Genomic DNA, 23183 nt, shown 5'->3' with positions numbered 1-23183 from the left:
CTGTTAAAAGACGCTGTGAGGACATAGCTTGTGGCTAATAGCCTGAATTGTTGATAGTTCTCTTCCTCAATAATATTCTCGAAAAAATAGTTCAATGCCAATTGTTCATACTTTGTCTCTTGGCATGTCGAATTTTTTTCAATCAGAAATCCAAATAGAGTAAGAAGTAGGGCTCTCTTCATGGCAGAAGATACTTAGGAATTCCAAACCTCCCAAGCCGCTTCTGCCTGTCCGTGGAGCATTTCCAGTCCGTTTTTTACCCAGCATTTGGCATCAATTCCTTTTTGCATAAAAGCAGTTTTTAGCGGATTATAAACCAGATCATATAGAAAGTGTTCTTTGGTAAGTTGTTCGTATGGTAGTGGTGGTAATGTGTCCGTATTGGGGGCCATGCCCAGCGGGGTGGTGTTAATAATGAGCTTCGCAGCATGGAGTATGGAGTATTGAGTATTGAGAAGGTCATAACTCAATTGGCCTTCCTTAGGATTTCGGGACACAAACTGGTGTTCGATGCCCAGGTCTTCTAAAGCAGCTTTTACTGCTTTAGATGCTCCGCCTGTTCCCAGAATCAATGCTCTTTCAGGCATTGGGTTAGGGCCTACAAATTTGACAAGTGACTCTTTAAAGCCGCTATAGTCGGTGTTATAACCTATCAGTTTTTTCCCTTGAATTTTAATGCAATTGACAGCGCCTATTCGCTCGGCTTTTGGGTCTATTTCGTCCAAATATGCAATTACCTGCTCTTTATAAGGAATGGTAACATTTAAGCCGGAAAGCCCTTTCTCCGATTTGATAAGTTCCGGCAACTCTTCAATTGACTCTATGGGGTAGAGCTCATACTCAAGGTTTTGCAGGCCTTCTTTCTCAAACTTTTCACTGAAATACTTTTTGGAGAAAGAATGACCTAGTGGATAGCCAATCAGTCCAAAACGTTTCATATCAATTACCGGGTTTTAAATATGCTGCCACTCTGTCTATAGCCAAAACAAGCAGAAAACCACCTGCTGCGAAGCCAAGAGCTTCAACAAAGTGAGGTTCCATACCGGTTTGGGCCAGATAGTCGTTAGGCATTACGTTTATTTCATAGAGCGGTTTAATCTCACCGTGCCTGTCTACATAAGTTTCTACGGCTTTTTTCCATGGCCAGACTTTATAGAGAGAACCAATCATAAAGCCTGATAGTACGCCTACCGTAATGTTGTGAAACTTATTAAAAAGCCAGCTTACCAGGCGTGCAAAGCTTAGGAGTCCAACAATGCAACCTAAGGCAAAGATGATAATGTCTACCACCTTAAATTCCTTTATGGCCGTGAGCACGTATTCATATTTGCCAAATAGCAAGAGAATAAATGATCCGGAAATTCCCGGTAAAATCATGGCGCATATAGCCACCGCACCGGCTATGAATAAAAACCACTTTCCTTCAGGGGTTTCAGCCGGGGTAGAAGATGTGATTAGATAGGCAATACCAATACCAATAACGATGGCAATGGCCACTCCAAAACTCCACTGTTTTATTTCTCTCAGAATAATGAGGGCTGAAATAACAATGAGTCCGAAGAAGAAAGACCATACCTGTATGGGACTGTCGCTAAGCAAATGCGTAATAACCTTGGCTAAGGTGATTACGCTGGTGAAGATACCAACTAACAGGGTGAGCAAAAAAGAGCCGTTTATGTATTTCCAAAGCCCTTTAATGTCCATCCGTCTAAGGTAGCCAAGCGCGGTTGCATCCACTCTTTTAATACTAGTGAGCAATTGCTCATAAATTCCTGTGATGAAAGCTATGGTGCCTCCGGAAACTCCCGGAACCACATCTGCTCCCCCCATGGCTAGTCCTTTGAGGTAGAGGGTAATGTAATTTATGAGCTTGCTCATGGGTTAAACTTTGCGATCGAGAAAATGATCGAACGTGTCGCCCCGTAGTCCCAAACGCAGGGTTTCTAAAGGGATAACTTCCTCAGGAGCAATATTACCGAGGTTTACGTTGGCTCCCATTAGTTTAATGAAATATACCTGTTGGGCTTTCTGAGGTGCTTCCCAAATAATTTTTTCGAAAGGAATTTTGGTAAGGATTTCCTGTACTAGGCCGGATCTTACTTCGCCTGTAGATCTAAAGAGGCCTACATTGCCACTTTCTCTGGCTTCGCCAATTACCTTCCATGCTCCTGCATCCAGCTCTTTTTGCATCAGTTCTATCCACTTGTAAGGAGGGATAATTTTTTCAGCATCCTTGGAGCCTACTTCGGAGAGAACGGTTACTTGTTCTGCCAGTTTGGTTATGTATTCGCATTTTACATCATGGTCCAGCTCAATGGAGCCATCAGAAACTTCGGCAAAGGGCATATTGTATTTGTCGAGCACTTTTCGGTAATCATCAAATTGATTCCTCACAATGAATGCTTCGAACAGAGTTCCTCCAAAATAGAAGGGTATGCCTGCTTCTCTATATACGTTGAGTTTAGCGTCTAAATTAGGTGTCACATAAGAGGTGGCCCAGCCCAACTTCACAATATCTACATAGTCACCGCAAACGCTGATGAAATCCTCGGCCTGTCTCACGCTAAGGCCTTTGTCCATAGCCATAGTGAAACCTTTCTCCCGTGGTTTTTGTGCCCTTTCAGGCACGTCTGTTAAAAAGTAATGCATTTAATTCTTACTTCTGTATTGATCGATAATCTTGAATAACGCTTTTTGCGTTTCCAGTTTAGGAAAAAATTCGAAGAGCACTTCGTGTTTTTCGAAGTCCAAAATTAAGGCATTTTCTAGATAAGTAAAGGCTTCGCGGTAATGACCTGCCGTGATTTGATAAACCACCATGCGGTATAATAGCTCAGCATCGTCAGGAACCTCCTCCAAGGCTCTATCAATGAGTGAGATAGCTTTTTTCATTTCGCCCTGCTCGTAATGAATAAATGACCAGTCGAGCCAAATTTCATTATTTACAGGCTCCAGTATGGCCGCTTCCTGATAGGCCTCTATGGCCGAAACTACGTTGCCAATGTTATACTCGGCAGTGGCCACGGCCATCCAGTAGTTAGCATTTTCTGGATCTAACTTTAGGGCCTTGTTTAAAAAGTGTATGGCCTCGAAGTATTTTTCTTGTGCCGAAAGGCAACAGCCTATGCCATACCAGGCATCTTCATAAAACTGATCGATTTTAGAAGCTTTACGGTAATATTTAATTCCGTATTCGTATTGCTCCATTTTTTCGTAGGCTGCCCCAATGCAACAGTAAACCTCAGAAGATGGCCCCTCGTTGCTGAGGGTGTTTTTATAAGCTTCCAGTGCGTCTTGGTAACGCTCCAGATTCATATATGAATTACCCAGATTGAACCAGGCAGAAGCGAAGGTGTCGTCAATTACCAGGGCAAAATCGTAGGCCTTTACGGCCTCTTCAAACTTTTCTAGCTTATTATAAACAATACCCAGATTATACCAGGCATAAGCCGAATAGGGGTCTCTGTCGATAAACTCTTTATAGTAGGCTACGCTATCTTCCAGTTTACCTGTAACGTCCAGGCAGTATGCCAATTCGTAGAGTGCCGATTCGTGGTTGATGTCTGTCTCTATGGCTTGTTTATAAAAATCAATGGCGACTTCGTATTTGCCATTGGTTTGATAGGTGAGCCCTATGTTGTAGTAAACTTCTGCTTTATCTTCTGCTCCATCGAGCGTAGAAAGCAGAATTTCAACGGCCTTCTCAAACTCACCCAAAATAGAGTAAATGTTGCCTTTTACGGTCAGCAATTCCGGGTCGTTGGGATGAAGGTTTTCGGCTTCTTCAATTACCTTAAGGGCCTCGTCATATTTTTCTTTGCCCACAAGGCATTGAGAAATTAAGATGCTAATCTCTAAACTGAAGGGGTATTGTTGAAGGGCCATTCGTCCGGCCTTTAGCCCTTTTCCAAACTGTAGTCGTTCCAGGTAATAATGAATGATGGTCTCATATTCTTCGATGTCGAAGAAATGAAAACCTTTGTTTTTGAGAAGCTCCTCAAACTTGCTAATCAACCCACGTTCCTCTTCTCTACTCGGATAGTCTTCCTGCATTACGTCAATTGGTTTACTTAAACTACGAATTACGGCACATTTAATCCATACAGAACGATTAAAATTTTCCCGAATTCATTGGGATAACCGTTCAACTATTTGATTTACAGTTGATAGCGATTTTTGAGTTCGGCAATGGTCCAGTCTACCGATTCTTCGAAAGATCTAAATTCTACGCCCAGTGTCTTTTTTATTTTTTGATTACTGAAATGGAATCTGCTTCTGCTCAAAATGGCCGTGTCTTTAGTAATCATTGCTTCTTTTCCGGTTATTCTTGAGCGTACAAACTCAAGAGCTACAGCCACGTGCAGCATCCAGGGTTTCACTTCTTTAGCCGGAGGTTTCTTTCCGAAGCTTCTGGCAATGGTGCCAAAAAACTCTTTGTAGGGTAATGACCCGGCATTGAGAATGAACCGTTCTCCGTGAATGTCAGACTCCAAAAGTTTAACGGCTATTTCGGCTACATCGCGTACATCAACAAAATTGGCATGTCCGGCCGGATGGAAGGCCTTTTCGTTGTAGGCATAATGAAAAACCGAAGTGCTGCCTCCCTGCCCCCAAAGACCGGGGCCTAAAACTACTGAGGGGTTAATTATCTTGACCTCGAGCCCTTCCTGGGCTCCTCTCCAAACTTCCAGCTCTTGGAGGTGCTTGGAACGGGCATAAATGGAATCATATTTGGTGCCTTCCCAACGATCCTTTTCTGTAATCTCACGTTGATTGGGCTTTCGGCCAATGGCGGCTACAGAGCTCACGTGTAAAAATCTTTTTACATTTAATTTGAGACAAGTGTTGACTAAATCTGCAGTACCCAAAACGTTGGTTTCGTACATTTTGCTTTCAAACCGCTTGTCGAAAGATATAATGGCGGCTCCGTGAATAACAGCATCTATACCGGTAAGAGCGCTTTCCAGAAATACGGTGTCGTTCATATCGCCAATTACCCATTCAATTTGCCCCGCAATATCTTCTAGCAGAGTCATTTGACTTGTTGCACGCTTTACTGCTCTGATTTGGTGCCCCTTTTGCAATAACTCACGGCATATAAAGCTTCCTAACAAACCGGTAGCTCCCGTTATAAATACTTTCATTCTATAGCTGGTGATTTAATAAGTCTAACTCGAGCAGCTTTTTCCAATACTTGGTAGTGCTAGCTGTTTTTAGTAGTTCTATGTGTCCTATTTGATGACAATCGGTTCCGACCATTCGTATAGCCTTCATATCAATAAGTCGTTCGGCTAGTTTCTGAACAGGTTTAGAATAACAGCCGGTTAAAGAAATGGCGTTCAACTGAAAAATGATATCCCGATCTAAAAGTTCCTCAATAAGCTGTGGTTTTTCTAGCAAATAGAGGTAGCGCTCGGGATGAGCAAATACCATTTTATACCCTTTCATGGTTAGATGAAAGCTTGCTTCTTTAAGCTCAGGGGGCTCATTTATAAAACCGGTTTCAACCAGTATATAGTTTTTACCAAAAGTAAGCAGCTCTTCATCGGCCGAAAGCTTTTGCATAAAATGCTCGTCCAGGTAATACTCAGAAGCCGCCTGAAGTTCAATAGAGATATTTGCCTGCTCAAGAGCTTCTTGCATGGTTTTAAGGCCTGAGCGTATATTTTTTGGGGTATTGTCGTAAGTGCCCCACATAGTGTGCGGGGTGGTAATCACCTTTTTATATCCCAGAGCTTCCATAGTACGCAAAATTTCAAGGCCTTCTTCAATGCTTTGAATACCATCATCTATGCCCGGAATGAGGTGCGAGTGCACATCGGTAGTAATACCGCCCAGGTTGGGAGCAGACTTCTTATTGCGCAAAAATGAAAAAAGGCTCAAAATGCAGGACTTTGCTTATAGGCCGCAAAGTTAGGTAAAACTTGATCCTTTTCTGAAACTATAGGGTTGCTGATTCCCCAGTCAATTCCCAGGGATGTGTCATTCCAGAGAATGCCTCCTTCAGACTCCTTGTGGTAATAGTTGGAGCATTTGTAAAAGAAGACAGAGTCTTCTAGCGCAACAAAACCGTGGGCAAACCCTGCAGGAATTAAGAACATATTGTGACGTTCGGCCTCAAGTAAAACCGTGTGATGCTTTCCATAAGTAGGCGAGTCTTTGCGAATGTCCAGAGCAATGTCTAACACCTTACCATGAATAACTCTAACCAACTTGGCCTGAGCATGTGGTGGCTTCTGAAAATGGAGTCCCCGAAGGGTGCCTTTTACGGAAAATGACTCATTGTCCTGAACAAAATCTTCCCGAATACCCAGCTCCTGATAAAGTTCTCTTCGGTACGATTCAAAAAAATAACCCCTTTTGTCGCCAAAAATATTAGGTTCTAGTTCGTATAAGCCATCAAAGCCGGTTTCTATAATCTTCATAACGGAATTATCAATTCAAATATGTTCAATATGTGCTTAGAGAGAAATAAAGTTAGGTGCAAATTTTATAGTTAAACCTTTGTTTCGACCACTGACTGATTTTAAAGGTCTGTTTCACAAATGATTCGATTAATGGTAACTTGCGGCATTATTTATGGGAGGATTCGAAACAAGACCGCAAGAAAACGATAAAGCTGTGCTGGTAGCTCTGGTGAACAGGGACCAGCCGGAAGAAACCGTTATAGAATATTTGGATGAACTGGCTTTTTTGGCCGAAACGCTAGGATTGAATGTGGTGAAGTCTTTTACTCAAAAGATGGACAAACCGGATATTCGTTCGTTTGTCGGGAAAGGCAAGCTAGAAGAAATCAAAACCTACGTGATTGCTGAAGAAGTACAGGTAGTGATTTTTGATGATGATCTTACCCCATCGCAATTGCGGAACCTGGAGAAAGACCTGAAGGTGAAAATCTACGACCGAAGCTTACTCATACTGGATATCTTTCTGGAAAGGGCTCAAACGGCTCAGGCCAAAACGCAAGTGGAGTTAGCTCGTTCTACCTACCTTTTACCCCGCCTTACCCGTATGTGGACTCACCTTGAAAGGCAGCGTGGAGGTACGGGAACAAGAGGAGGAGCCGGTGAAAAAGAAATTGAGACTGACAGGCGAATGATTCGAAATCAGATAGCTGTTCTCAAAAAGAAACTGGAGAAAATAGAAAAGCAAAACGAGGTGCAGCGCAAGTCCAGAGGCACCATTGTACGAGTGGCTTTAGTAGGCTATACCAATGTGGGGAAGTCTACCCTAATGAGGCTAATGACCAAAGCCGATGTATTGGCCGAGAATAAGCTCTTTGCTACGGTTGACTCTACAGTGAGAAAGGTGGTTATTGATCAGATTCCATTCCTTTTGTCCGACACCGTTGGGTTTATAAGAAAGCTACCAACACATCTTATAGAGTCTTTTAAGTCTACCTTGGCTGAGGTAATGGAGTCCGATATTCTATTGCACGTAGTAGATGTTTCGCACCCCGGCTTCGAAGATCAGATGGCTACGGTTAACCAAACGCTGGTAGATATTGGTGCGGCAGATAAACCCACCATTTTGGTTTTCAATAAAATAGATCAGTTCAAAACTATTGATGAGGAGATGAGGGAAGAAATGGATAACCCTCCGCCTACACTAGACGAATTGAAGCGCACCTATATAGCTAAAGGGGAAGATGCTTCTGTATTTATTTCTGCAGTTAACAAAACGAATATAGAGGAGTTTAGAGAGGTGCTAATGGAAAAGGTGAAGAAGCGACACTTTACCATTTTTCCTAACTACCTTAAAGACGCGAGGTACTAAGGAAACTCTGAATTTCTTGCTTGTTGTCTTGGAATTTGATGGTCTATTGCAGAAAATTGAAGTCCTTTTGGCCCTGTAGTTCAATGGATAGAATAGAAGTTTCCTAAACTTTAGATCTAGGTTCGATTCCTAGCAGGGCTACTTTTTCTTAAACGATTTTCATAAAGAGGGTTTCCTAAAAGTTAAATAAAAAGCGCATGAACTCTTACGGCCATAGAGAGAGTAAGGCGTTGTGTTGTTCTTGATGTTTTTCGGGCTGTTTTTTTTTAAGAAGGGCGGGAATTACTCTAGTTAGCTTTTCATTTCTTGGAGTATGAAGATTGATTTTAGACTTCCCTATCGTAAGAGAAATCTTAAGAATCTGTAGGCCAAATTAAATGCTTATGTTTGGCGGTCTGTTCAAGGTGTTTTAAAATTTAATCATGTTCGAAAGCAAAGAATACCCTGCCTCTCTCGATGAAAGCCAGTTTGAGCTATGGCTGGAACAGGGCCGTGAAAGCAAACTGAGTTATGAGTATATGCTTATTGTTTGGGACGATCTGGAGGCAACCTATCATCCGGAATATGTAGAGTCAAGAGACCTTATCAACAAGCATCCTTTTTGGGGGCAGGACTACGGCAGTTCGGTAACTATTGCGGTGTATGACCTCTACTCCGAAGCGCGAATTAGTATTTCTGATTGGCAAACCTCAAAAGGCTTTTAGTTTCTGCTATTCGGCCTTCATTACAATAACCTGAAAGACAAGGGTGGAGTAAGCGGGTATGTTTTTGGTGCCTTCAGAACCATAGGCTAACCGATGGGGTATTTTTATAAAACCATTGTCGCCTTCGTTAAAGTGCTTCAGGCCAATCACAAACCCGTCAATCATGTTGTGTTTTTCCAGGTTAACCGGAATGGGCGTATTAGAATATAGCGAGCTTTCAATTTCACTTCCATCTTCTAAATAGATTGCGTAATGCACTATATAATTGGTAAGGTCGCTACTGGTTTTTGGCGAGTTGTTTCCTTTTATTTTGTAGAAGGAAACACCTTCTGGGAGTTCAATCCAGTTCATTTTGGCAAACTGCTCAACCCTCATTTTTGCCATTAGTTCTTCAGGTTTTTCATCTTTAGTCAGCTCCCCATTTTCATTCCATTCGCGCAGTCTTACGAGCACTCCATTTTCGTTGTACTTTTCTTGTTTCTTTTTTTGGCCATTCTCATACCAATAGGTATGTGTGCCTATTTTTTTACCATCGGCCATCCGGCCCTGGTATTTTTTTTCTCCACTGGGGTAGTGCTCCACGGTTTTTTGGGCCAATGCCGGGCTAAGGGCAAGAAAAATCAGCAGTAGGGTAAGGGGGGTAACTAATCGCATTTCCAAATCTAAAATATATTTCTCTACCTTTGCATTACCGCAAGGGTTTCATGCTGAAGGTTTCGGTATGAATTAAAAGGGAATCAGGTGAGAGTCCTGAACAGTCCCAGCTGCTGTAATCCCATTTTTAGGTTTTGTTGAAAACGCCACTTTCTCGATATATCGGGATGGGAAGGCCGACAAAACAGGGAAAGTCAGAAGACCTGCCATTGTGAATGTTCACTAAAACGCTTTCTGAGGAAAAGCCTATAGTATGAAAAAACTGATCTCTATTCTGAACCACCGCAGGGCGGTATATACTTTGCCGTGGTTTGCCGTTTTTCTGTTATGCTTAAGCTGCGGTTCGGACGATTCGAACTCTAAAGCTTCTGGCCCATTCGATCCGAACAAAGATTATTTCCCTGAGAAAGTAGCCATAGACTATGCCATTGGCTTTGATGTACAATACCATGGCCATTGGAAAGAGCTTCAGCTTTTTAGGCACTACAATGATTTTGTCGATACAATAGTCTATGCCCTAGTGCAGAGAGGCACCCCGGCACCAGCCGGCTTTGCGGCTAATCGTACCCTTGAGGTTCCGGTGCAGCAATTGGGGTCACTTTCAACAACCCATCTGGCCATGTTTGAAGTGCTAGATGCTTTGGACCACCTAAAAGGAGTAGAAACTGCGCAGTATGTTTCAAGTAATACGATTCAACAGCTTGTTAGCAAAGGAGAGGCCATAGAGCTAGCCCCTTCCGGCATGCTCAATACAGAAATTGTGCTTGCATCCGGTATTCAGGCATTGTTGGGAGTGGGTTATCCTAACTCTCAGAACGATAACTACCAGGTGTTAGAAAGTGCGGGCATACCCGTGTTACTCAATGCCGATTGGCAGGAAAAAGACCTTTTGGGTAGGGCAGAATGGTTAAAGCTGGTGGCTGTGTTGTTGAACAGGGAGAAAGAGGCCAATGCCTACTTTGAAGAAATAGTAAAGGAGTACCAGAGAGTCTTAAACCTGGTTGAGAATGAAGTAGAAAAATCTCCCCTTACCATTACCGGAATTGCCAACGGAGATGCCTGGTATGTAGCCGGAGGAAATAGCTTCACCTACAGAATGTTGCAAACCGCCAAGGTAGCCTATCCGTGGAGCAACAATGAGTCTACGGGAAGTATCAAGCTCGATTTTGAAACGGTATATGCCTATGGTCTCAAAGCCGACTACTGGATGGTGCCCAGCAATGCCAAAACACTCGGAGAGGTGCTTCAAAGAGATAGTCGCTATGCAGACTTCAAAGCATTTAAAACCGGCAAGGTATACAATGTATATGGCAAATATACAGAAGGTGGAGGCAACGACTATTATGAGTCAGGCATTGTTCAGCCACACGTCATACTCAAGGATATCGTAAAGATTTTTCATCCACAGCTGCTACCCAACCATGAGTTGGTCTATTACGCACCACTTCGTTAGTCAATTTTTCCAGTCCTATGATGTATTCCAAACCCCTTGTTAGCCTTAAGGCTTTCTTACTGCTTCTGGCAGCAGTGATAAGTCTTTTTTTGCTCAATCTTGCTCTGGGTTCAGTGTCTATACCTGTAACTGAAGTAGCGAGAATTCTTTTGGGGTTTGAGGTAGACAATGAAGCCTGGCAAAATATTATCCTCAAAATCAGGTTACCACGAACAATCACCGCAGTGCTGGTGGGAGCAGCGCTTTCGGTTGGTGGGCTTCAAATGCAGACACTCTTTAGAAATCCGCTGGCAGGACCATCGGTATTAGGAATAACAGCAGGAGCCAGCCTGGGAGTAGCGGCTATAATGTTGGCGGCCGGCAGTGCTACTACCGCTTTTGCCATTCGTTCCCTCGGTATCGGAGGAAGCTGGCTGGTTGTTCTGGCGGCATCCATAGGTGCTTTTCTGGTATTACTCATCATTTTGGCCATCTCCTATAGAATTCGTGACAATGTTGTTATGCTCATTGTCGGTATCATGGTGGCCAACATTACCATAGCGGTAGTAAGCATATGGCAGTACTTCTCCGATCCGGAACAAATACAGGAATATATACTCTGGACTTTCGGTAGTCTTGGAGGAGTTACTAACCACCAGCTTGGTGTTCTGAGCCTTATTGTGGCTTTGGGTATTGTGGCCACTTTTCTTCTTTCCAAAACACTCAATGTGCTGCTTTTGGGAGAAGACTATGCACAAAGTATGGGGCTTAATGTGCGCATCTCCAGAATGCTCATTATTGCGGTAACCAGTGTTTTAGCAGGAGCTATAACCGGTTTTTGCGGACCAATTGGTTTTGTAGGAATAGCGGTTCCCCATTTAACCAGAAGCTTCTTAAACACATCGGACCACCGTGTTCTGGTGCCATGTTGTGTATTGGTTGGTGCTATTCTTATGCTGCTTTGCGACATTATTTCTCAGGTGCCGGGTAGTTCTACGGTGCTACCGGTCAATGCAATCACCGCTATGATTGGTTCTCCAATAGTCATCTGGATCATTGTGAAAAGAAGAAACCTAAAGTCGAGTTTTTAATGAAAGAGCAGATACTAAGTACTCGGCAGTTGTGCGTAGGCTATACTTCCAAGGCAAAAACAAGCAAGGTTCTGGAAAACCTGAATCTAACGCTCGGCCGAGGAGAGCTTACCTGCCTTTTGGGTCCCAATGGTAGTGGCAAATCTACGCTCATAAGAACCATTGCCAACATTCAAAAACCGCTGGAAGGAGAAACCTGGCTCAACGGAGCAAGGCTTTTAGAGGTGTCGGCCAAACAGTTGGCCAGGCAACTGGCGCTGGTACTTACCGATAGGGTTAGCCCTGGTAACCTCACTTCCTATGCACTGGTTGCCCTTGGGCGCTTTCCATATACCAGTTGGATGGGCAACCTTACCGAAGGCGACAAAAAAATAATTCGATGGGCTTTAGAGGTGACCGGAACACTACCTTTTGCTGATAGGCACATTGGCGAATTGAGTGATGGTGAAAGACAAAAAGTGATGATAGCCAGAGCATTGGCTCAGCAAACCGACCTGATTATTCTGGACGAACCCACCGCTCATTTGGACTCTCCTAACCGAATAGAAATTTTTCATTTACTCAAATCGCTGGCCAGAGAGGCCAATAAAGCAATTCTTCTTTCTACACACGACATCGAATCGGCTATTAGTTATGCAGACAGACTATGGCTTGTTCATAGCCACTCGGTAGAAGAAGGTACTCCCGAAGACCTGGTGTTGAAAGGGAAGCTGGAAAAGGCCTTTGCCCGCGAAGGGTTGGTTTTTAATCATGAATTGGCACGTTTTGAAAAGCCTTTGGTCTTACCGGGTCTGGAAATAAAGGTAGAAGGTACTCAACCCGGTGTTACCTGGACAAAGAGAGCCTTACAAAGAGCAGGTCATCAGATTGCCGAAGGCGAAGCCCAAATAGTGATTAGAGTAAACAAGCACAAAGAGACATGGACATGGACTCTTGATGCAAAATCATTTAAAACTATTGAAGAACTACTTAAACAACTAGATAATCTATATGGAAATGAAATGGACTAAAATTCTCGGATTGGGCGCTCTACTGGCAGTTTCCGGCCACACCATGGTTGCTCAGGAAAACAAGGCCAAGGACCTCGGTGAGGTTGTGGTAACCGGCAATCGTTTTGAGACACCAATCGAAAAATCCGGAAAAGTAATTTATAAGATTACTGCCAAAGATATTGAGCACATGGCCGGCCGCACCGTAGCCGATCTCATTAATGCACTTCCGGGGATCAACGTGAATGGTGTTTTTGGAACTCCCGGTAGCAACCTGGAATATAGCATAAGAGGAGGCCGCAATCGCCATACACTAGTGCTCATCGATGGGTTGCCCATTAATGATGCCTCTTCAATTGCCAATGACTACGATCTCAGATTACTCAATGCCAGCGCCATTGAATACATAGAAGTACTCAAGGGAGGAGCCAGTACGCTTTATGGTACCAATGCTGCTGCGGGTGTGATTAATATTAAACTAAAAGAGGCCAATGGTGACTCACCAAAAGCTACGCTTTCTCACGATGTAGGTTCTTTCCGTACAGCAAACTCCAACCTTACGGTTCAGGGCAAAGAGGGGAACCTTAGTTATTTGGCCGCAGGGGGAATTTCAACCAGCGAAGGTATAAGTGCTGCGGAGGATAATGACCCCAATCTGGAGTTTGGGAATGACGGATTTTTCAGGTATTCTGGCCGCACCAGATTAGGCTATGAGTTCAATGAATCCTTTAAGCTAGGGGCCAATCTGGCCTATGAAAACATGGAAGCGGAGTATGACAACGGAGCGTTTTCTGATGGAGACAATCGTTTCGATATTAGACAGGTGAGTTTTGGGGTTCATCCGGAATACAAGTACGATGGCGGTACCATAAGTCTCAAAGCAAACTTCAACCGAATCAGAAGAGAGTTTATTTCGGCCTTTCCTTCAGTAGCAAAAGGAAAAAACCTACAAATGGACTTAAGCAACCAGTATGTAATTGCAGGTAAAATAAAAACCATTGCCGGAGTGCAGTATCAGTCTTACGAATTCGAGAATGGTGATGAACAGCCCGGCCAGTCAAATATAGACCCTTACGTTAACGCTTCAGCCGACCTCACTGAACGGCTTACTCTCAATGCCGGTCTTCGCTTAAACAATAACAGCGAATATGGAAGCAACCTTGTGTACATGATTAATCCTGTTTATACCTTCAATCTGGATCAGGAAAACAAGTTAAAGCTCTTTGGTTCTTACTCAACAGCTTTTGTTGCTCCCAGCCTGTTTCAATTGTTTGCCAACTTTTATGGAAACCCAAATCTTGAAGCCGAATCTACCGAATCGTTAGAGTTTGGTATCTCTCTCTATTTGTCAGATAAATTCACACTCAATGCGGAGTACTTCAACAGAACGGAAGAGAACGCTATCGATTTTGTTTCTCGCTTCGACAATCAGGGCAACTACATTGGCGGTGGTTATGAAAATGTGACGGGAGAGCGTAAAATTGATGGTTTTGAAGCAGATATTACCTGGCAAGTAATTGAGCCATTACAAGTTTCAGCTCACTATGCCGACTACAATTTTGGAGACCCCTCGCAGTTTTACAGAATACCCAGTCAGAAGTACGGACTCAGTGCTACCTACCGTTTTCAGCAAGGAACCAGAGTTGGTGTAGTTTACAATCGTTTTGGCGAACGTCAGGCGGCTATTTTCTCCGATCCTTTTTTAGTAGAACTAGAGGCATTCAATATGTTGGACCTCAACATTTCTCATGAATTGTTTGGTGGAGATGTTCTCCTATCGGGAGCAGTATACAACCTTCTGGACGAAGATTTTGTGGGGACCTACGGGTTCACTACCCGTCCGGTTAATTTTTCGTTGGGAGTAACCGCTCGGTTTTAAGTGAGCCGATTGTCGTCCAACCCTAGCTGGCCTTTCCTCTGCTCATGGAGTGGAGGAAAGGACAGCTACCTTGCCTACTGCAAAGCGCTCACCTCAGGGGGTTGCCCCAAAGTATTGCTCAATGTACTCAACGAATCAGGAAAACGCTCGCGGTCTCATGGTATTCCCAGAGAGCTATTGCAAATGCAGGCCATGAACATAGGGCTACCTATAACTTTTATTAAGACAGAATGGACAAACTATGAGAGCAGGTTTGTGGCCGGGCTTCAAGCCGTGAAATCCGAATATGATCTTACCCATGCCGTATATGGCGATATAGATATAGAGGAGCATAGAAGCTGGGAAGAAAAAGTTTCTAAAGCGGCCGGGCTTCAGGCCTATTTACCATTGTGGAAAAAGGGCAGAAGAGATTTAGTATTGCAAATGCTCGAACTGAATATGCAATGCCTTATAGTCTCGTGCCAGGAACAATGGGCCGATGCTATTCTGGGTAAAACCATAGACCATAAGCTGCTGAATAAATTTGGGCAGTTGGGTATCGATGCCTGCGGGGAAAATGGAGAATATCACACCTTTGTAGTGAATGGCCCCTTGCACAACAGTAAAATGGAGCTGACCATAGGGGGTGTTGAATACCATAATGGATACGCCTTTTTAGAGATAAGTTGAACAACCCGAGACATGGAGCAGATAAAAGCCTTTTTTAATTGGAGTGGAGGAAAAGACAGTGCCCTGGCTCTCTACCGTGCCTTGCAAGACCCTCAACTAAACATAAGTGCTTTACTCACTACAGTCAATGCTCAAACCAGGCGTATTTCTATGCATGGAGTAAGAGATGAACTATTGAAAACTCAGGCCCAAGCCATAGGACTACCCCTTCGCATGGTAGAATTATCGGCACAAGCCACTATGCATGAATATGATTCCCTCATGCAACAGCAACTCAAGGCTTTTAAAGCCGAGGGAATAAGTACTTCTGTTTTTGGAGACATTTTTTTAGAAGATTTAAAGACCTATCGAGAAAACAAATTGCAAGAGGAGGGCATGAAGGCTCATTTCCCTCTATGGCAACATCATACCCCTACACTAGTCCGTGAGTTTCTGAGTCTGGGTTTTCTCACAATCGTGGTAGCTGTAGACGGGCGCAAACTTGATGCTTCTTTTGTTGGCAGAGAGCTCAATGAATCCTTTCTGAATGATTTGCCCGCCAACGTAGACCCTTGCGGAGAAAATGGAGAGTTTCACACCTTTGTATTTGAAGGCCCACTTTTTAAAGAACCCATTGCCTTCGAGAAGAAGGAGGTAGTGGCCAAAACGTACGACATAAACCGACAAACAGGCGAAAAAGCTACATATTACTTTCAAGAGCTGGTTCCTGTCTTGTAGTATGCAGTCAGGCAACCGTTTTTCATTGTAGCTTAGAGGTCAATAAGCCGACACTTTATTGGTCGCATTTAAGTCTGTCGCAACCACTTACTGCGTATATCAGTTATCCTTTCAAATGAGAGTTATGAGAAACAAGAATATACTCCTTCTATTGGTGATAACACTGTTAATGGCCTGCACCGGTAAGCAGAATAGTTTTGCCAGCGCCAACGAACAAAAGCCCAATCACTCCCTGTGGACCGACTTACTTCAAAAACACGTGAATAAAGAAGGTTTTGTAAACTATAAGGGCATGTTGAAAGACAAAGATAAACTCAACGCCTATACCCGGGAACTAAGCAACAATCCTCCATCTGCCAGCTGGACCGACAAAGAAAAACTGGCCTATTGGATCAACGCCTATAATGCCTTCACGGTGAAGTTAATTGTAGACAACTACCCCATTGAAAGCATCAAAGATTTGAACCCAACCTTAGCCATACCTACCGTAAACACAGTGTGGACAAAAAAGTGGTTTCAAATTGGGGGTGAAGACTTTAGCCTGGACAGAATAGAACACAAAATATTGAGAAAAGACTTTGAAGAGCCAAGAATACACTTTGCAGTGAACTGTGCTTCCTTTTCCTGCCCTCCCTTAAGAAACGAAGCTTTTGTGGCCGAAAAAATAGACCGGCAACTCGATGAACAAGCTCGCCAGTTCATCAACGATTCGGTGCGAAACAAAATCGCTAAAGACAAAGTTACTATCTCACAAATTTTCAACTGGTTTAAAGGAGATTTTACCAAAGGACAAAGCCTGATAGAGTTTTTAAACCGATACGCCAAGACCAAAATAAATGCCGATGCCGATGTAAATCATATGGATTATAACTGGACGCTAAATGAAATTAAATAGTTGAAAGTAGAGTGATATATTGTTTAAGAAAGACCGTAAGACCTGCGGTCTTTTTTCATGCTTTTATTTCTTATAATTGTAGCTTTCGAAAAGGTCGAAACGAACTATGCATAACAAAAAATGGCTGATTTCAGCACTCTTTTTACTAGTTGCGGTTTTCCTGTTCACCGCAATAAAAAGAAAGCCCAATACCCCTTATAAGCCTGAATCAATCACTGAAGCACCTGCCCGGGTGCCTCTCACTAATAAGCACTCCAGCCTTCCTGCTCTCGCTCCAATGGACTCTATGGTAAACCGGGTTATGCGAAACCTGCGTATTGAAGGAGCCACGGTAGCACTGGTTAAAGACGAACGACTGGTATATGCCAAAGGTTTTGGATATGCCGATAAAGAAAATAAAGTAAAAGTTGAGCCCTATCACCGGTTTAGAATAGGTTCTGTTTCCAAACTTATTACAGCCATTGCAGTGCTCAAATTGGTAGATGAAGGCAAACTCTCCTTAGATGACTATGTGTTTGGCGAAAAAGGAATTCTAAAGGGGAAACCTTACGATAAGATACAGAACCGGAACGTATATCAAATTAAAGTAAAGCACCTGCTCAATCATACCGGGGGCTGGAGCCTCATCACCTACGGAGACCCTATGTTTATTCCCCATAAAATCCACAAGATGGATAAGGTGAGCTACCCCATAGAGTTCGATGATGTGGTAAGGTTTGTACTCACAAGACATTTGCCTTACAGGCCTGGCACACGCTTCGACTATTCCAATTTTGGTTATTGTCTTTTGGGCAGGGTTATAGAGGAAGTAACAGGCGATGACTATGAAGAATGGGTAATTGACCATATTTTAGAGCCCAACGGTATTAAAAACATGGCCATTGCAGGCAACTTTGAGAAAGACCGTAAGAAAAACGAGGTAAAGTATTACGACTACAGTGTAGACAACCAACAACTGTCATTTACCGGCTCCGGTAAAATGGTGTATAAGCCCTATGGTGCCGATGATATTGAGATGCTTGGACCTGCAGGTGGCTGGTTGGCCAACTCGGTAGACTTAATGAGGGTGCTGGTGTTGGTAGACGGTTATTCAAGAAGATACAAAGACATTCTTAGCAAAGATCTGATTAACAAGATGGTCAATGGAGTAGGGGGCATAAACCAGCCACTTGGCTGGAGAAGTACTAGAGGAGAGCACTGGTGGAGAACCGGAACACTTTCCGGAACCTCGGCCCTGCTTACCCGCGATGAAAAAGGATACTCATGGGTAATTGTGGCCAATACTACTCCACGAAGAGGGAGTTTTCCGGGTACCAGCCGATGGGCCATTCGGGAAGGAATAAAGCTAGTGAAAAGCTGGCCCTCTCACGATTTGTTCGAGGTATCAGAATAGGAAAAGCCAGTCTTTGCAGACTGGCTTCAACCAAAATTAACCCTAACTAAAACTGTGTTTTTTATTCCGCCAGGCGGTAGTATTTTTTGCTGCCAAAACTGGCTAGGTAGTCAGCTTTGTTTACCAAGCCTCTCAAAGAAGAATCTGTTGTAGGATTGCCAGAGGCAAGAAGTTCACCATTGCTATCGAAAACCTTCACCCCTTCAGTAGATTCTAAGGCAAGTTCTTCCAACACAATTTCTTCCAGACTCATCTCTTCTGCCTCATTGAAAGAAGCCTCAATTTCTAGCAAGGTGCTGCTTTCCAGTGCAGACATTCTAAGGTCTGCTTTACCGGGCTTATCAGCACTTGCCTGAAACAGAGTGACCATGGCTAAAGCCATTGCAATTAGTGAGCTGATGTTCTTGATTGTTCTTCTTGAGTTATTTTGAGTATTGACCTTTGAGCTATTCATGACCGTACTGTTAATGTTGTTTTTCATTTTTTGACCTATGCCACTATTTAGTCAAGCGCTGTGCCAATACTTGCAAGTCACTGAAAATCAACAATTAATAAATGATTGTACGATTGTGAACGAAAAATTGTGTACGATTATCGTACACCCTTTGGTTGAAAATAGTACACAACTGTCCGGGTGGGCCGGCTAATTGTAGGTGACGGCATTAGGTTTTTTGTGTTGAAAAGGACACGGTCGGCTTAGAGGAGCAATCAGCACTATTCAGATTCCAACTACCCTTTTAGCCGATTGTTTAGAGCCTCATAAACCTAGAGTAACTCATTCGCTAAGTTGGCCAGCTCCGATCTCTCACCTTTTTCAAGTGTAATATGAGCGTATAAAGGGTGGTCTTGTACCCTGTCAATCAGATATGAAAGCCCATTGGATTGAGAATCGAGATAGGGCGTATCTATTTGATGAACGTCTCCGGTAAACACAATTTTGGTGTTTTCACCGGCCCGGGTAATAATAGTCTTGATTTCGTGCGGTGTAAGATTTTGAGCCTCATCTACTATAAAGAAGATATTCGAGAGGCTTCTACCTCGAATATAAGCCAATGGGGTAATCAAGAGCTTTTCCTTATTCACCATTTCGGTAATGGCCTTAAACTCTTTGTCCGTTTCCTTATACTGGTTTTGAATAAACTTTAGATTGTCCCAAAGAGGCTCCATATAGGGGTTCAGCTTAGACTTAATGTCTCCGGGCAGGTACCCTATATCTTTGTTGCTCAAAGGTACTATGGGTCTGGCCAGATATATTTGTTTGTACTCTCTGCGCTGTTCCAGGGCTCCGGCAAGGGTAAGCAACGTTTTACCGGTACCCGCCACTCCCTGAATAGTAACGAGTTTTACTTCGGGGTTCATAATGGCATGAATGGCAAAGGTTTGCTCAGCATTTTTGGGCTTTATTCCGGATACAGGTCGTTTATCTACTTTCTCAATGGTTTGTTCCATTGAGTTATAATAGGCCAATACCGAGTTTTTATCGCTCTTGAGTATAAAATACTGATTGGGCTGCGGCTTCTTAGATTTAAGAACCTCTTTGGGTGCTAAAGTGCCATCTTCATACAAATGATTGATGAGTTCAGAGTCGATCTTCTCAATTTCAATCTTGCCTTTGCGAAGTGAATCGACATTTTTAATTTTTCCGGTTTCGTAGTCCTCGGCCGGTAAGCCAATAGACTTGGCTTTCATGCGCAGGTTAATGTCTTTAGATACCAATATAACCTTACGGTCCGGGTGTTCCTCCTTGAGCCGCAAAGCTGCATTGAGTATTCGGTGGTCGTTCTTTTTTTCTCCAAAAATCACATTAGCATCGAGGGCACTTTCACCGCTTCCGGCCTCCATTACTACCTTAAAACTGCCGCGGGTTTTTCCATTTAGAGGAATCCAGTCCTGGAGCGACTTGTCTTTAGCCAGCTTGTCGAGCAAACGAGTAAACTCGCGGGCTTCAAAGTTTTTGGTGTCGTTTCCCTTTTTAAACTGATCCAGTTCTTCAAGCACGGTAATGGGGAGCCCAATGTCGTGCTCCTCAAAATTCATGATGGCAATGTGTTCGTAAAGGATAACGGAGGTGTCTAAAACAAATATCTTCCGGTCGGTCTTCTTCGCTCTCGGCATACTACAATTTGGAAATCAACAATGAATAGAACGTTGTTTTAAATTAGTAAATATTCGGAGCAAACAAGCATATCGATCACTATTAACATAGAAATAATTTGACCTCGTCCAGCCTGTATACCTGCAGCCTGCTGGCTGCGTGAGGCCAGACTCATGACGAGATATAGTTTTGAATTTCTTTGATAGCGTTTTCCATCTCAAACTCAATCTGTTGATTATTAGACCTTAGAGAGTGGTAGTCAAACTCCTTCAATTCATTATCTCTGATTCTGTTATTTGATGGTCTTCTTTACCAAGGAGATGGTTGAGTTATGACGGTTTAAGTAATCCTTGAAGTTTGCGATTCTCTTTAAAATGAAAATCAGTAAGACAATGGGTAATAGAAGTCCAAAAAACAATAGAGAGATGGATTTATTGAATAGGAGAACATCTGGTCTCCAATAATTTTCATAGAGGAAACTCACGAGAAGGTAATCAGAAAGAAGGAATATGCTCACGAACAGAATCATCCAGAAAGGGTCAATTACAGCATTTAGTGCCTTAATTCGAACGGGTTGTTTCTCACGGCACTTTGAACAAACCAACTCTAACCTATCGCCCAATTCCTGCTCAAGTAAGAACTTCGATCTCACCTTGAGTTTTGTCTTAGAGGTTCTTCCGCAGCTTTTACAATCAAACTTAAACTTAAACAGGAGGCCCATGTCTTATCGTTTTTTTTAACCCTCCCTTGCTAAGGAGCTCGTGGAGGCTAGAAGCTCAGTTTCTTCCAGGCATTTCTTAACAACAGGGTAGCTGCCAGAGCAATGATCAATAGCACTACGGCATTCAGGGTTTCGCCATAAATGAACATGCCAACCGAGAAGAGAGCAGCATATACGATGATAATTCCCAGGAAGATTGCCAAAAGGTCTACGCTAAATTTACCGGTGCCCTCAGCAGGTTTCTCACCTCTATCAAAGGCTTGTTTTTTCAGCCCGTTCCAGCCAATACCGTAGGGTTTTACCAAATTGAAGAATTGTAACAAGGTTTGGTAATCGGTGGGTTTGGTAAGTAGTGTTACACTCACCCAGGCAAGAGTAGTAATGCCTACGCTAAGCAGCAACTGGTATTCGCTGGGAATAGAGGTAAGAGACTCAGGGCCAAACTTAAATAACAGAGCCAGGATAAATGAAACCACCATTCCTGCAATTTCTGAATAGGCATTAATTCTCCACCAAAACCAGCGTAAAATAAAAATAGAACCGGTACCGGCACCAATGGATAAGAGAATCTGGAAGGCATCGTAGGCACTGGTGAGTACCAAAGCAAAAAGGCCCGCCAGAACCATAAGCACCACAGTAGAAATACGCCCTACATTTACCAGTTCCTTTTCTGTCGCATCCGGTTTTACAAACCTCTGATAAAAGTCGAAAGCTACATATGAAGAGCCCCAGTTGAGGTGGGTTGAAATAGTAGACATATAGGCCGCAATAAGCGAAGCAATGACAATACCCAAAAGTCCTTTGGGAAGCTTTAGCAACATGGTTGAATACCCCAAATCATGCCCTAATTTGCCAATTTCGACTGTTGGATTTGCCAAGTGTAGATGCACTAGTTGCTCATCTTTTAACGGATCACTCCATTCTTCTCCCTTTTTCTTTTTTAAGTTTTTCCCTATATGAACATAAGCTAGTGACTTAATTTCAAGTGATTCCTTGTTGCTTTCTACTATAGATAAAAGCCTTTGATAATCCTCTTTTTGTTTAACATTCTCTGTTTTAGCCTGCTTCTCATGAATTTTATTGATCAGGGTCTCAATATCTTGTGGTGAAGTTTCTTTTTCAAGAAAGGCTCGGGCTTCTGAACTGATAGGAGTAGTACTAATTCTATTATTATCAAGAGACATTGGATATATGAGAATCGATGCCAAGGCAATCAATATCCAAGGCCATGGCCTAAGGGCATAGTGCGTTATGTTGAACAGAAAGGTAGCCGAAACGGCATGCTTTTCATTTTTTGACGAAAGCATTCTTTGAGCAATATAGCCTCCTCCGCCAGGTTCAGCTCCGGGATACCACACGCTCCACCATTGAACCGCCAGCGGAATTACTAAGAGGGTAATGAAGAGCTCACGATTCGAAAAACTTGGAATTAAGTTGAGCTTAGAAGCAACCTCCGGTTTTTCCAACAAGGCAGTTAGGCCGCCAACTTCAGGTAGGTTAACAATGTAAATGGCTGCCGCCACCGAGCCCACCATAGCCACTAAAAATTGCAGGAAATCTGTGAGTATTACCCCACGAAGCCCGCCAAGAGAACTGTAGGCTACTGTGATTACCGAGGCATATACCACTGTTTTCCAGGGCTCCAGCCCAAACATAACTTCTCCTATTTTAATGGCCGCCAAAGACACTGAGGCCATAATCATTACATTAAAGAATACACCTAGATAGATGGCTCTGAAACCTCTTAAAAAGGCAGCTTCTTTGCCGGAATAGCGTTTTTCGTAAAACTCCAGGTCTGTGAGAACCCCAGATTTACGCCACAGTTTTGCATAAATGAATACCGTGAGCATACCGGTAATAAGGAAGGCCCACCAGGTCCAGTTGCCGGCCACACCGTTTTGTCTTACAATATCTGTCACCAGATTAGGCGTATCGGCCGAAAATGTTGTGGCTACCATAGAAACACCCAGCAACCACCACGGCATATTACGGCCCGATAAAAAGAACTCTTTAGAAGACGAACCGGCTTTGCGAGAGACCTTTAAACCAATGGCCAAAAAGACAAGAAAGAAAAGAACAATAATGATCCAGTCGATGGTGGAAATATTCATAGCTGCAAATAAAAAGTGGTTGGCCTTTTGAGAAACAAGGAATACCTGAGTATGCCC

General features: G+C 43.2%; 21 protein-coding genes, 1 tRNA gene and 1 riboswitch. Of the genes, 11 read left to right on the top strand and 11 right to left on the bottom strand.

Features of this window, described 5'->3' with window-relative positions; translation table 11 throughout:
- Positions 1-194 precede the first annotated feature (194 nt).
- The 7 genes from B3O12_RS10985 to rfbC form a co-directional block, all read right to left on the bottom strand.
- Positions 195-938: a shikimate dehydrogenase family protein gene (locus tag B3O12_RS10985; protein ID WP_286756318.1), complete on the bottom strand. Its 744-nt coding sequence runs from the start codon at positions 936-938 to the stop codon at positions 195-197.
- A 1-nt stretch (position 939) separates the two neighbouring features.
- Entirely contained in the window at positions 940-1878 is a 939-nt protein-coding gene (locus tag B3O12_RS10980) for a DUF368 domain-containing protein (RefSeq protein WP_286744141.1), read from the bottom strand.
- Positions 1879-1881: 3 nt separating this feature from the next.
- The gene (locus B3O12_RS10975; protein WP_189628556.1) at positions 1882-2649 is read right to left on the bottom strand and encodes a phosphosulfolactate synthase; all 768 of its coding nucleotides are present in this window, start codon (positions 2647-2649) and stop codon (positions 1882-1884) included.
- Entirely contained in the window at positions 2650-4053 is a 1404-nt protein-coding gene (locus B3O12_RS10970) for a tetratricopeptide repeat protein (protein ID WP_189628555.1), read from the bottom strand.
- 104 nt (positions 4054-4157) lie between these two features.
- Positions 4158-5144: an NAD-dependent epimerase/dehydratase family protein gene (locus B3O12_RS10965; RefSeq protein ID WP_286756317.1), complete on the bottom strand. Its 987-nt coding sequence runs from the start codon at positions 5142-5144 to the stop codon at positions 4158-4160.
- A 1-nt stretch (position 5145) separates the two neighbouring features.
- Positions 5146-5883 carry a tyrosine-protein phosphatase gene (locus B3O12_RS10960; protein WP_286756316.1) on the bottom strand — a complete coding sequence of 246 codons (738 nt, stop codon included), beginning with the start codon at positions 5881-5883 and terminating at the stop codon, positions 5146-5148.
- Positions 5880-6425: a dTDP-4-dehydrorhamnose 3,5-epimerase gene (gene rfbC / locus B3O12_RS10955; protein ID WP_189628552.1), complete on the bottom strand. Its 546-nt coding sequence runs from the start codon at positions 6423-6425 to the stop codon at positions 5880-5882. The genes B3O12_RS10960 and rfbC overlap by 4 nt, the downstream gene beginning before the upstream one ends.
- A gap of 154 nt (positions 6426-6579) precedes the next feature.
- Between rfbC and hflX the strand changes: the two genes are divergently transcribed.
- The 3 genes from hflX (at position 6580) to B3O12_RS10940 (ending at position 8480) form a co-directional block, all read left to right on the top strand.
- Positions 6580-7776, top strand: coding sequence for a GTPase HflX (gene hflX, locus B3O12_RS10950; RefSeq protein ID WP_286756315.1), 1197 nt, complete (start codon positions 6580-6582; stop codon positions 7774-7776).
- Between the two features lie 69 nt (positions 7777-7845).
- Positions 7846-7917: transfer RNA gene (locus tag B3O12_RS10945), tRNA-Arg, on the top strand.
- 281 nt (positions 7918-8198) lie between these two features.
- Complete coding sequence (locus tag B3O12_RS10940; protein ID WP_286756314.1) at positions 8199-8480, top strand: hypothetical protein; 282 nt, start codon at positions 8199-8201, stop codon at positions 8478-8480.
- Positions 8481-8486: 6 nt separating this feature from the next.
- Here the strand turns inward: B3O12_RS10940 and B3O12_RS10935 are convergent, their stop codons facing one another.
- Positions 8487-9134 (bottom strand): FKBP-type peptidyl-prolyl cis-trans isomerase, encoded by a 648-nt coding sequence (locus B3O12_RS10935; RefSeq protein ID WP_286744156.1) that lies wholly within the window; start codon positions 9132-9134, stop codon positions 8487-8489.
- Between the two features lie 26 nt (positions 9135-9160).
- A riboswitch (cobalamin riboswitch) is annotated at positions 9161-9359 on the top strand.
- A gap of 28 nt (positions 9360-9387) precedes the next feature.
- Between B3O12_RS10935 and B3O12_RS10930 the strand changes: the two genes are divergently transcribed.
- The 8 genes from B3O12_RS10930 to B3O12_RS10895 all read left to right on the top strand — a co-directional run bounded on the left by B3O12_RS10930 (position 9388) and on the right by B3O12_RS10895 (position 18199).
- Positions 9388-10587 carry an ABC transporter substrate-binding protein gene (locus tag B3O12_RS10930; protein ID WP_286756313.1) on the top strand — a complete coding sequence of 400 codons (1200 nt, stop codon included), beginning with the start codon at positions 9388-9390 and terminating at the stop codon, positions 10585-10587.
- Positions 10588-10604: 17 nt separating this feature from the next.
- Positions 10605-11657, top strand: a complete 1053-nt coding sequence (locus B3O12_RS10925) for a FecCD family ABC transporter permease (RefSeq protein ID WP_229838489.1) — start codon at positions 10605-10607, stop codon at positions 11655-11657.
- A complete protein-coding gene (locus B3O12_RS10920) occupies positions 11657-12667 on the top strand; it encodes an ABC transporter ATP-binding protein (protein ID WP_286756311.1) in 1011 nt (336 codons plus the stop codon). Before B3O12_RS10925 ends, B3O12_RS10920 begins: the two co-directional genes overlap by 1 nt.
- On the top strand, positions 12654-14525 hold the full coding sequence (locus B3O12_RS10915; protein ID WP_286756310.1) for a TonB-dependent receptor plug domain-containing protein: 1872 nt from the start codon (positions 12654-12656) through the stop codon (positions 14523-14525). Before B3O12_RS10920 ends, B3O12_RS10915 begins: the two co-directional genes overlap by 14 nt.
- A 9-nt stretch (positions 14526-14534) precedes the next feature.
- Complete coding sequence (locus tag B3O12_RS10910) at positions 14535-15194, top strand: hypothetical protein (RefSeq protein ID WP_286756308.1); 660 nt, start codon at positions 14535-14537, stop codon at positions 15192-15194.
- Between the two features lie 12 nt (positions 15195-15206).
- Positions 15207-15911 (top strand): diphthine--ammonia ligase, encoded by a 705-nt coding sequence (locus B3O12_RS10905; protein WP_286756307.1) that lies wholly within the window; start codon positions 15207-15209, stop codon positions 15909-15911.
- Positions 15912-16035: 124 nt separating this feature from the next.
- Entirely contained in the window at positions 16036-16806 is a 771-nt protein-coding gene (locus B3O12_RS10900) for a DUF547 domain-containing protein (RefSeq protein WP_286756306.1), read from the top strand.
- Positions 16807-16912: 106 nt separating this feature from the next.
- A complete protein-coding gene (locus B3O12_RS10895) occupies positions 16913-18199 on the top strand; it encodes a serine hydrolase domain-containing protein (protein WP_189628541.1) in 1287 nt (428 codons plus the stop codon).
- 61 nt (positions 18200-18260) lie between these two features.
- On the opposite strand, the gene B3O12_RS10890 is transcribed toward B3O12_RS10895, so the two are convergent.
- The 3 genes from B3O12_RS10890 to B3O12_RS10880 all read right to left on the bottom strand — a co-directional run bounded on the left by B3O12_RS10890 (position 18261) and on the right by B3O12_RS10880 (position 23126).
- Positions 18261-18680, bottom strand: coding sequence for a hypothetical protein (locus B3O12_RS10890; protein ID WP_286744174.1), 420 nt, complete (start codon positions 18678-18680; stop codon positions 18261-18263).
- 284 nt (positions 18681-18964) lie between these two features.
- A complete protein-coding gene (locus tag B3O12_RS10885; RefSeq protein WP_189628539.1) occupies positions 18965-20314 on the bottom strand; it encodes a PhoH family protein in 1350 nt (449 codons plus the stop codon).
- Positions 20315-21062: 748 nt separating this feature from the next.
- Positions 21063-23126, bottom strand: a complete 2064-nt coding sequence (locus B3O12_RS10880; RefSeq protein WP_286744259.1) for a sodium:solute symporter family protein — start codon at positions 23124-23126, stop codon at positions 21063-21065.
- Between the last annotated feature and the right edge of the window lie 57 nt (positions 23127-23183).

The organism is Roseivirga sp. UBA838 (genome assembly GCF_002296035.1).
Classification (GTDB): domain Bacteria; phylum Bacteroidota; class Bacteroidia; order Cytophagales; family Cyclobacteriaceae; genus Roseivirga; species Roseivirga thermotolerans.
This window is presented reverse-complemented; position numbering and strand designations above follow the sequence as displayed.

Bases quoted from the DNA above. Each gene is read 5' to 3' on its own strand.
- B3O12_RS10935 (WP_286744156.1), bottom strand. From the start codon at position 9,134: ATGCGATTAGTTACCCCCCTTACCCTACTGCTGATTTTTCTTGCCCTT.
- B3O12_RS10965 (WP_286756317.1), bottom strand. From the start codon at position 5,144: ATGAAAGTATTTATAACGGGAGCTACCGGTTTGTTAGGAAGCTTTATA.
- B3O12_RS10985 (WP_286756318.1), bottom strand. From the start codon at position 938: ATGAAACGTTTTGGACTGATTGGCTATCCACTAGGTCATTCTTTCTCC.
- B3O12_RS10940 (WP_286756314.1), top strand. From the start codon at position 8,199: ATGTTCGAAAGCAAAGAATACCCTGCCTCTCTCGATGAAAGCCAGTTT.
- B3O12_RS10900 (WP_286756306.1), top strand. From the start codon at position 16,036: ATGAGAAACAAGAATATACTCCTTCTATTGGTGATAACACTGTTAATG.
- B3O12_RS10930 (WP_286756313.1), top strand. From the start codon at position 9,388: ATGAAAAAACTGATCTCTATTCTGAACCACCGCAGGGCGGTATATACT.
- B3O12_RS10890 (WP_286744174.1), bottom strand. From the start codon at position 18,680: ATGAAAAACAACATTAACAGTACGGTCATGAATAGCTCAAAGGTCAAT.
- B3O12_RS10905 (WP_286756307.1), top strand. From the start codon at position 15,207: ATGGAGCAGATAAAAGCCTTTTTTAATTGGAGTGGAGGAAAAGACAGT.
- rfbC (WP_189628552.1), bottom strand. From the start codon at position 6,425: ATGAAGATTATAGAAACCGGCTTTGATGGCTTATACGAACTAGAACCT.
- B3O12_RS10920 (WP_286756311.1), top strand. From the start codon at position 11,657: ATGAAAGAGCAGATACTAAGTACTCGGCAGTTGTGCGTAGGCTATACT.
- B3O12_RS10975 (WP_189628556.1), bottom strand. From the start codon at position 2,649: ATGCATTACTTTTTAACAGACGTGCCTGAAAGGGCACAAAAACCACGG.
- B3O12_RS10925 (WP_229838489.1), top strand. From the start codon at position 10,605: ATGATGTATTCCAAACCCCTTGTTAGCCTTAAGGCTTTCTTACTGCTT.
- B3O12_RS10970 (WP_189628555.1), bottom strand. From the start codon at position 4,053: ATGCAGGAAGACTATCCGAGTAGAGAAGAGGAACGTGGGTTGATTAGC.
- B3O12_RS10915 (WP_286756310.1), top strand. From the start codon at position 12,654: ATGAAATGGACTAAAATTCTCGGATTGGGCGCTCTACTGGCAGTTTCC.
- B3O12_RS10895 (WP_189628541.1), top strand. From the start codon at position 16,913: ATGCATAACAAAAAATGGCTGATTTCAGCACTCTTTTTACTAGTTGCG.
- hflX (WP_286756315.1), top strand. From the start codon at position 6,580: ATGGGAGGATTCGAAACAAGACCGCAAGAAAACGATAAAGCTGTGCTG.
- B3O12_RS10880 (WP_286744259.1), bottom strand. From the start codon at position 23,126: ATGAATATTTCCACCATCGACTGGATCATTATTGTTCTTTTCTTTCTT.
- B3O12_RS10885 (WP_189628539.1), bottom strand. From the start codon at position 20,314: ATGCCGAGAGCGAAGAAGACCGACCGGAAGATATTTGTTTTAGACACC.
- B3O12_RS10980 (WP_286744141.1), bottom strand. From the start codon at position 1,878: ATGAGCAAGCTCATAAATTACATTACCCTCTACCTCAAAGGACTAGCC.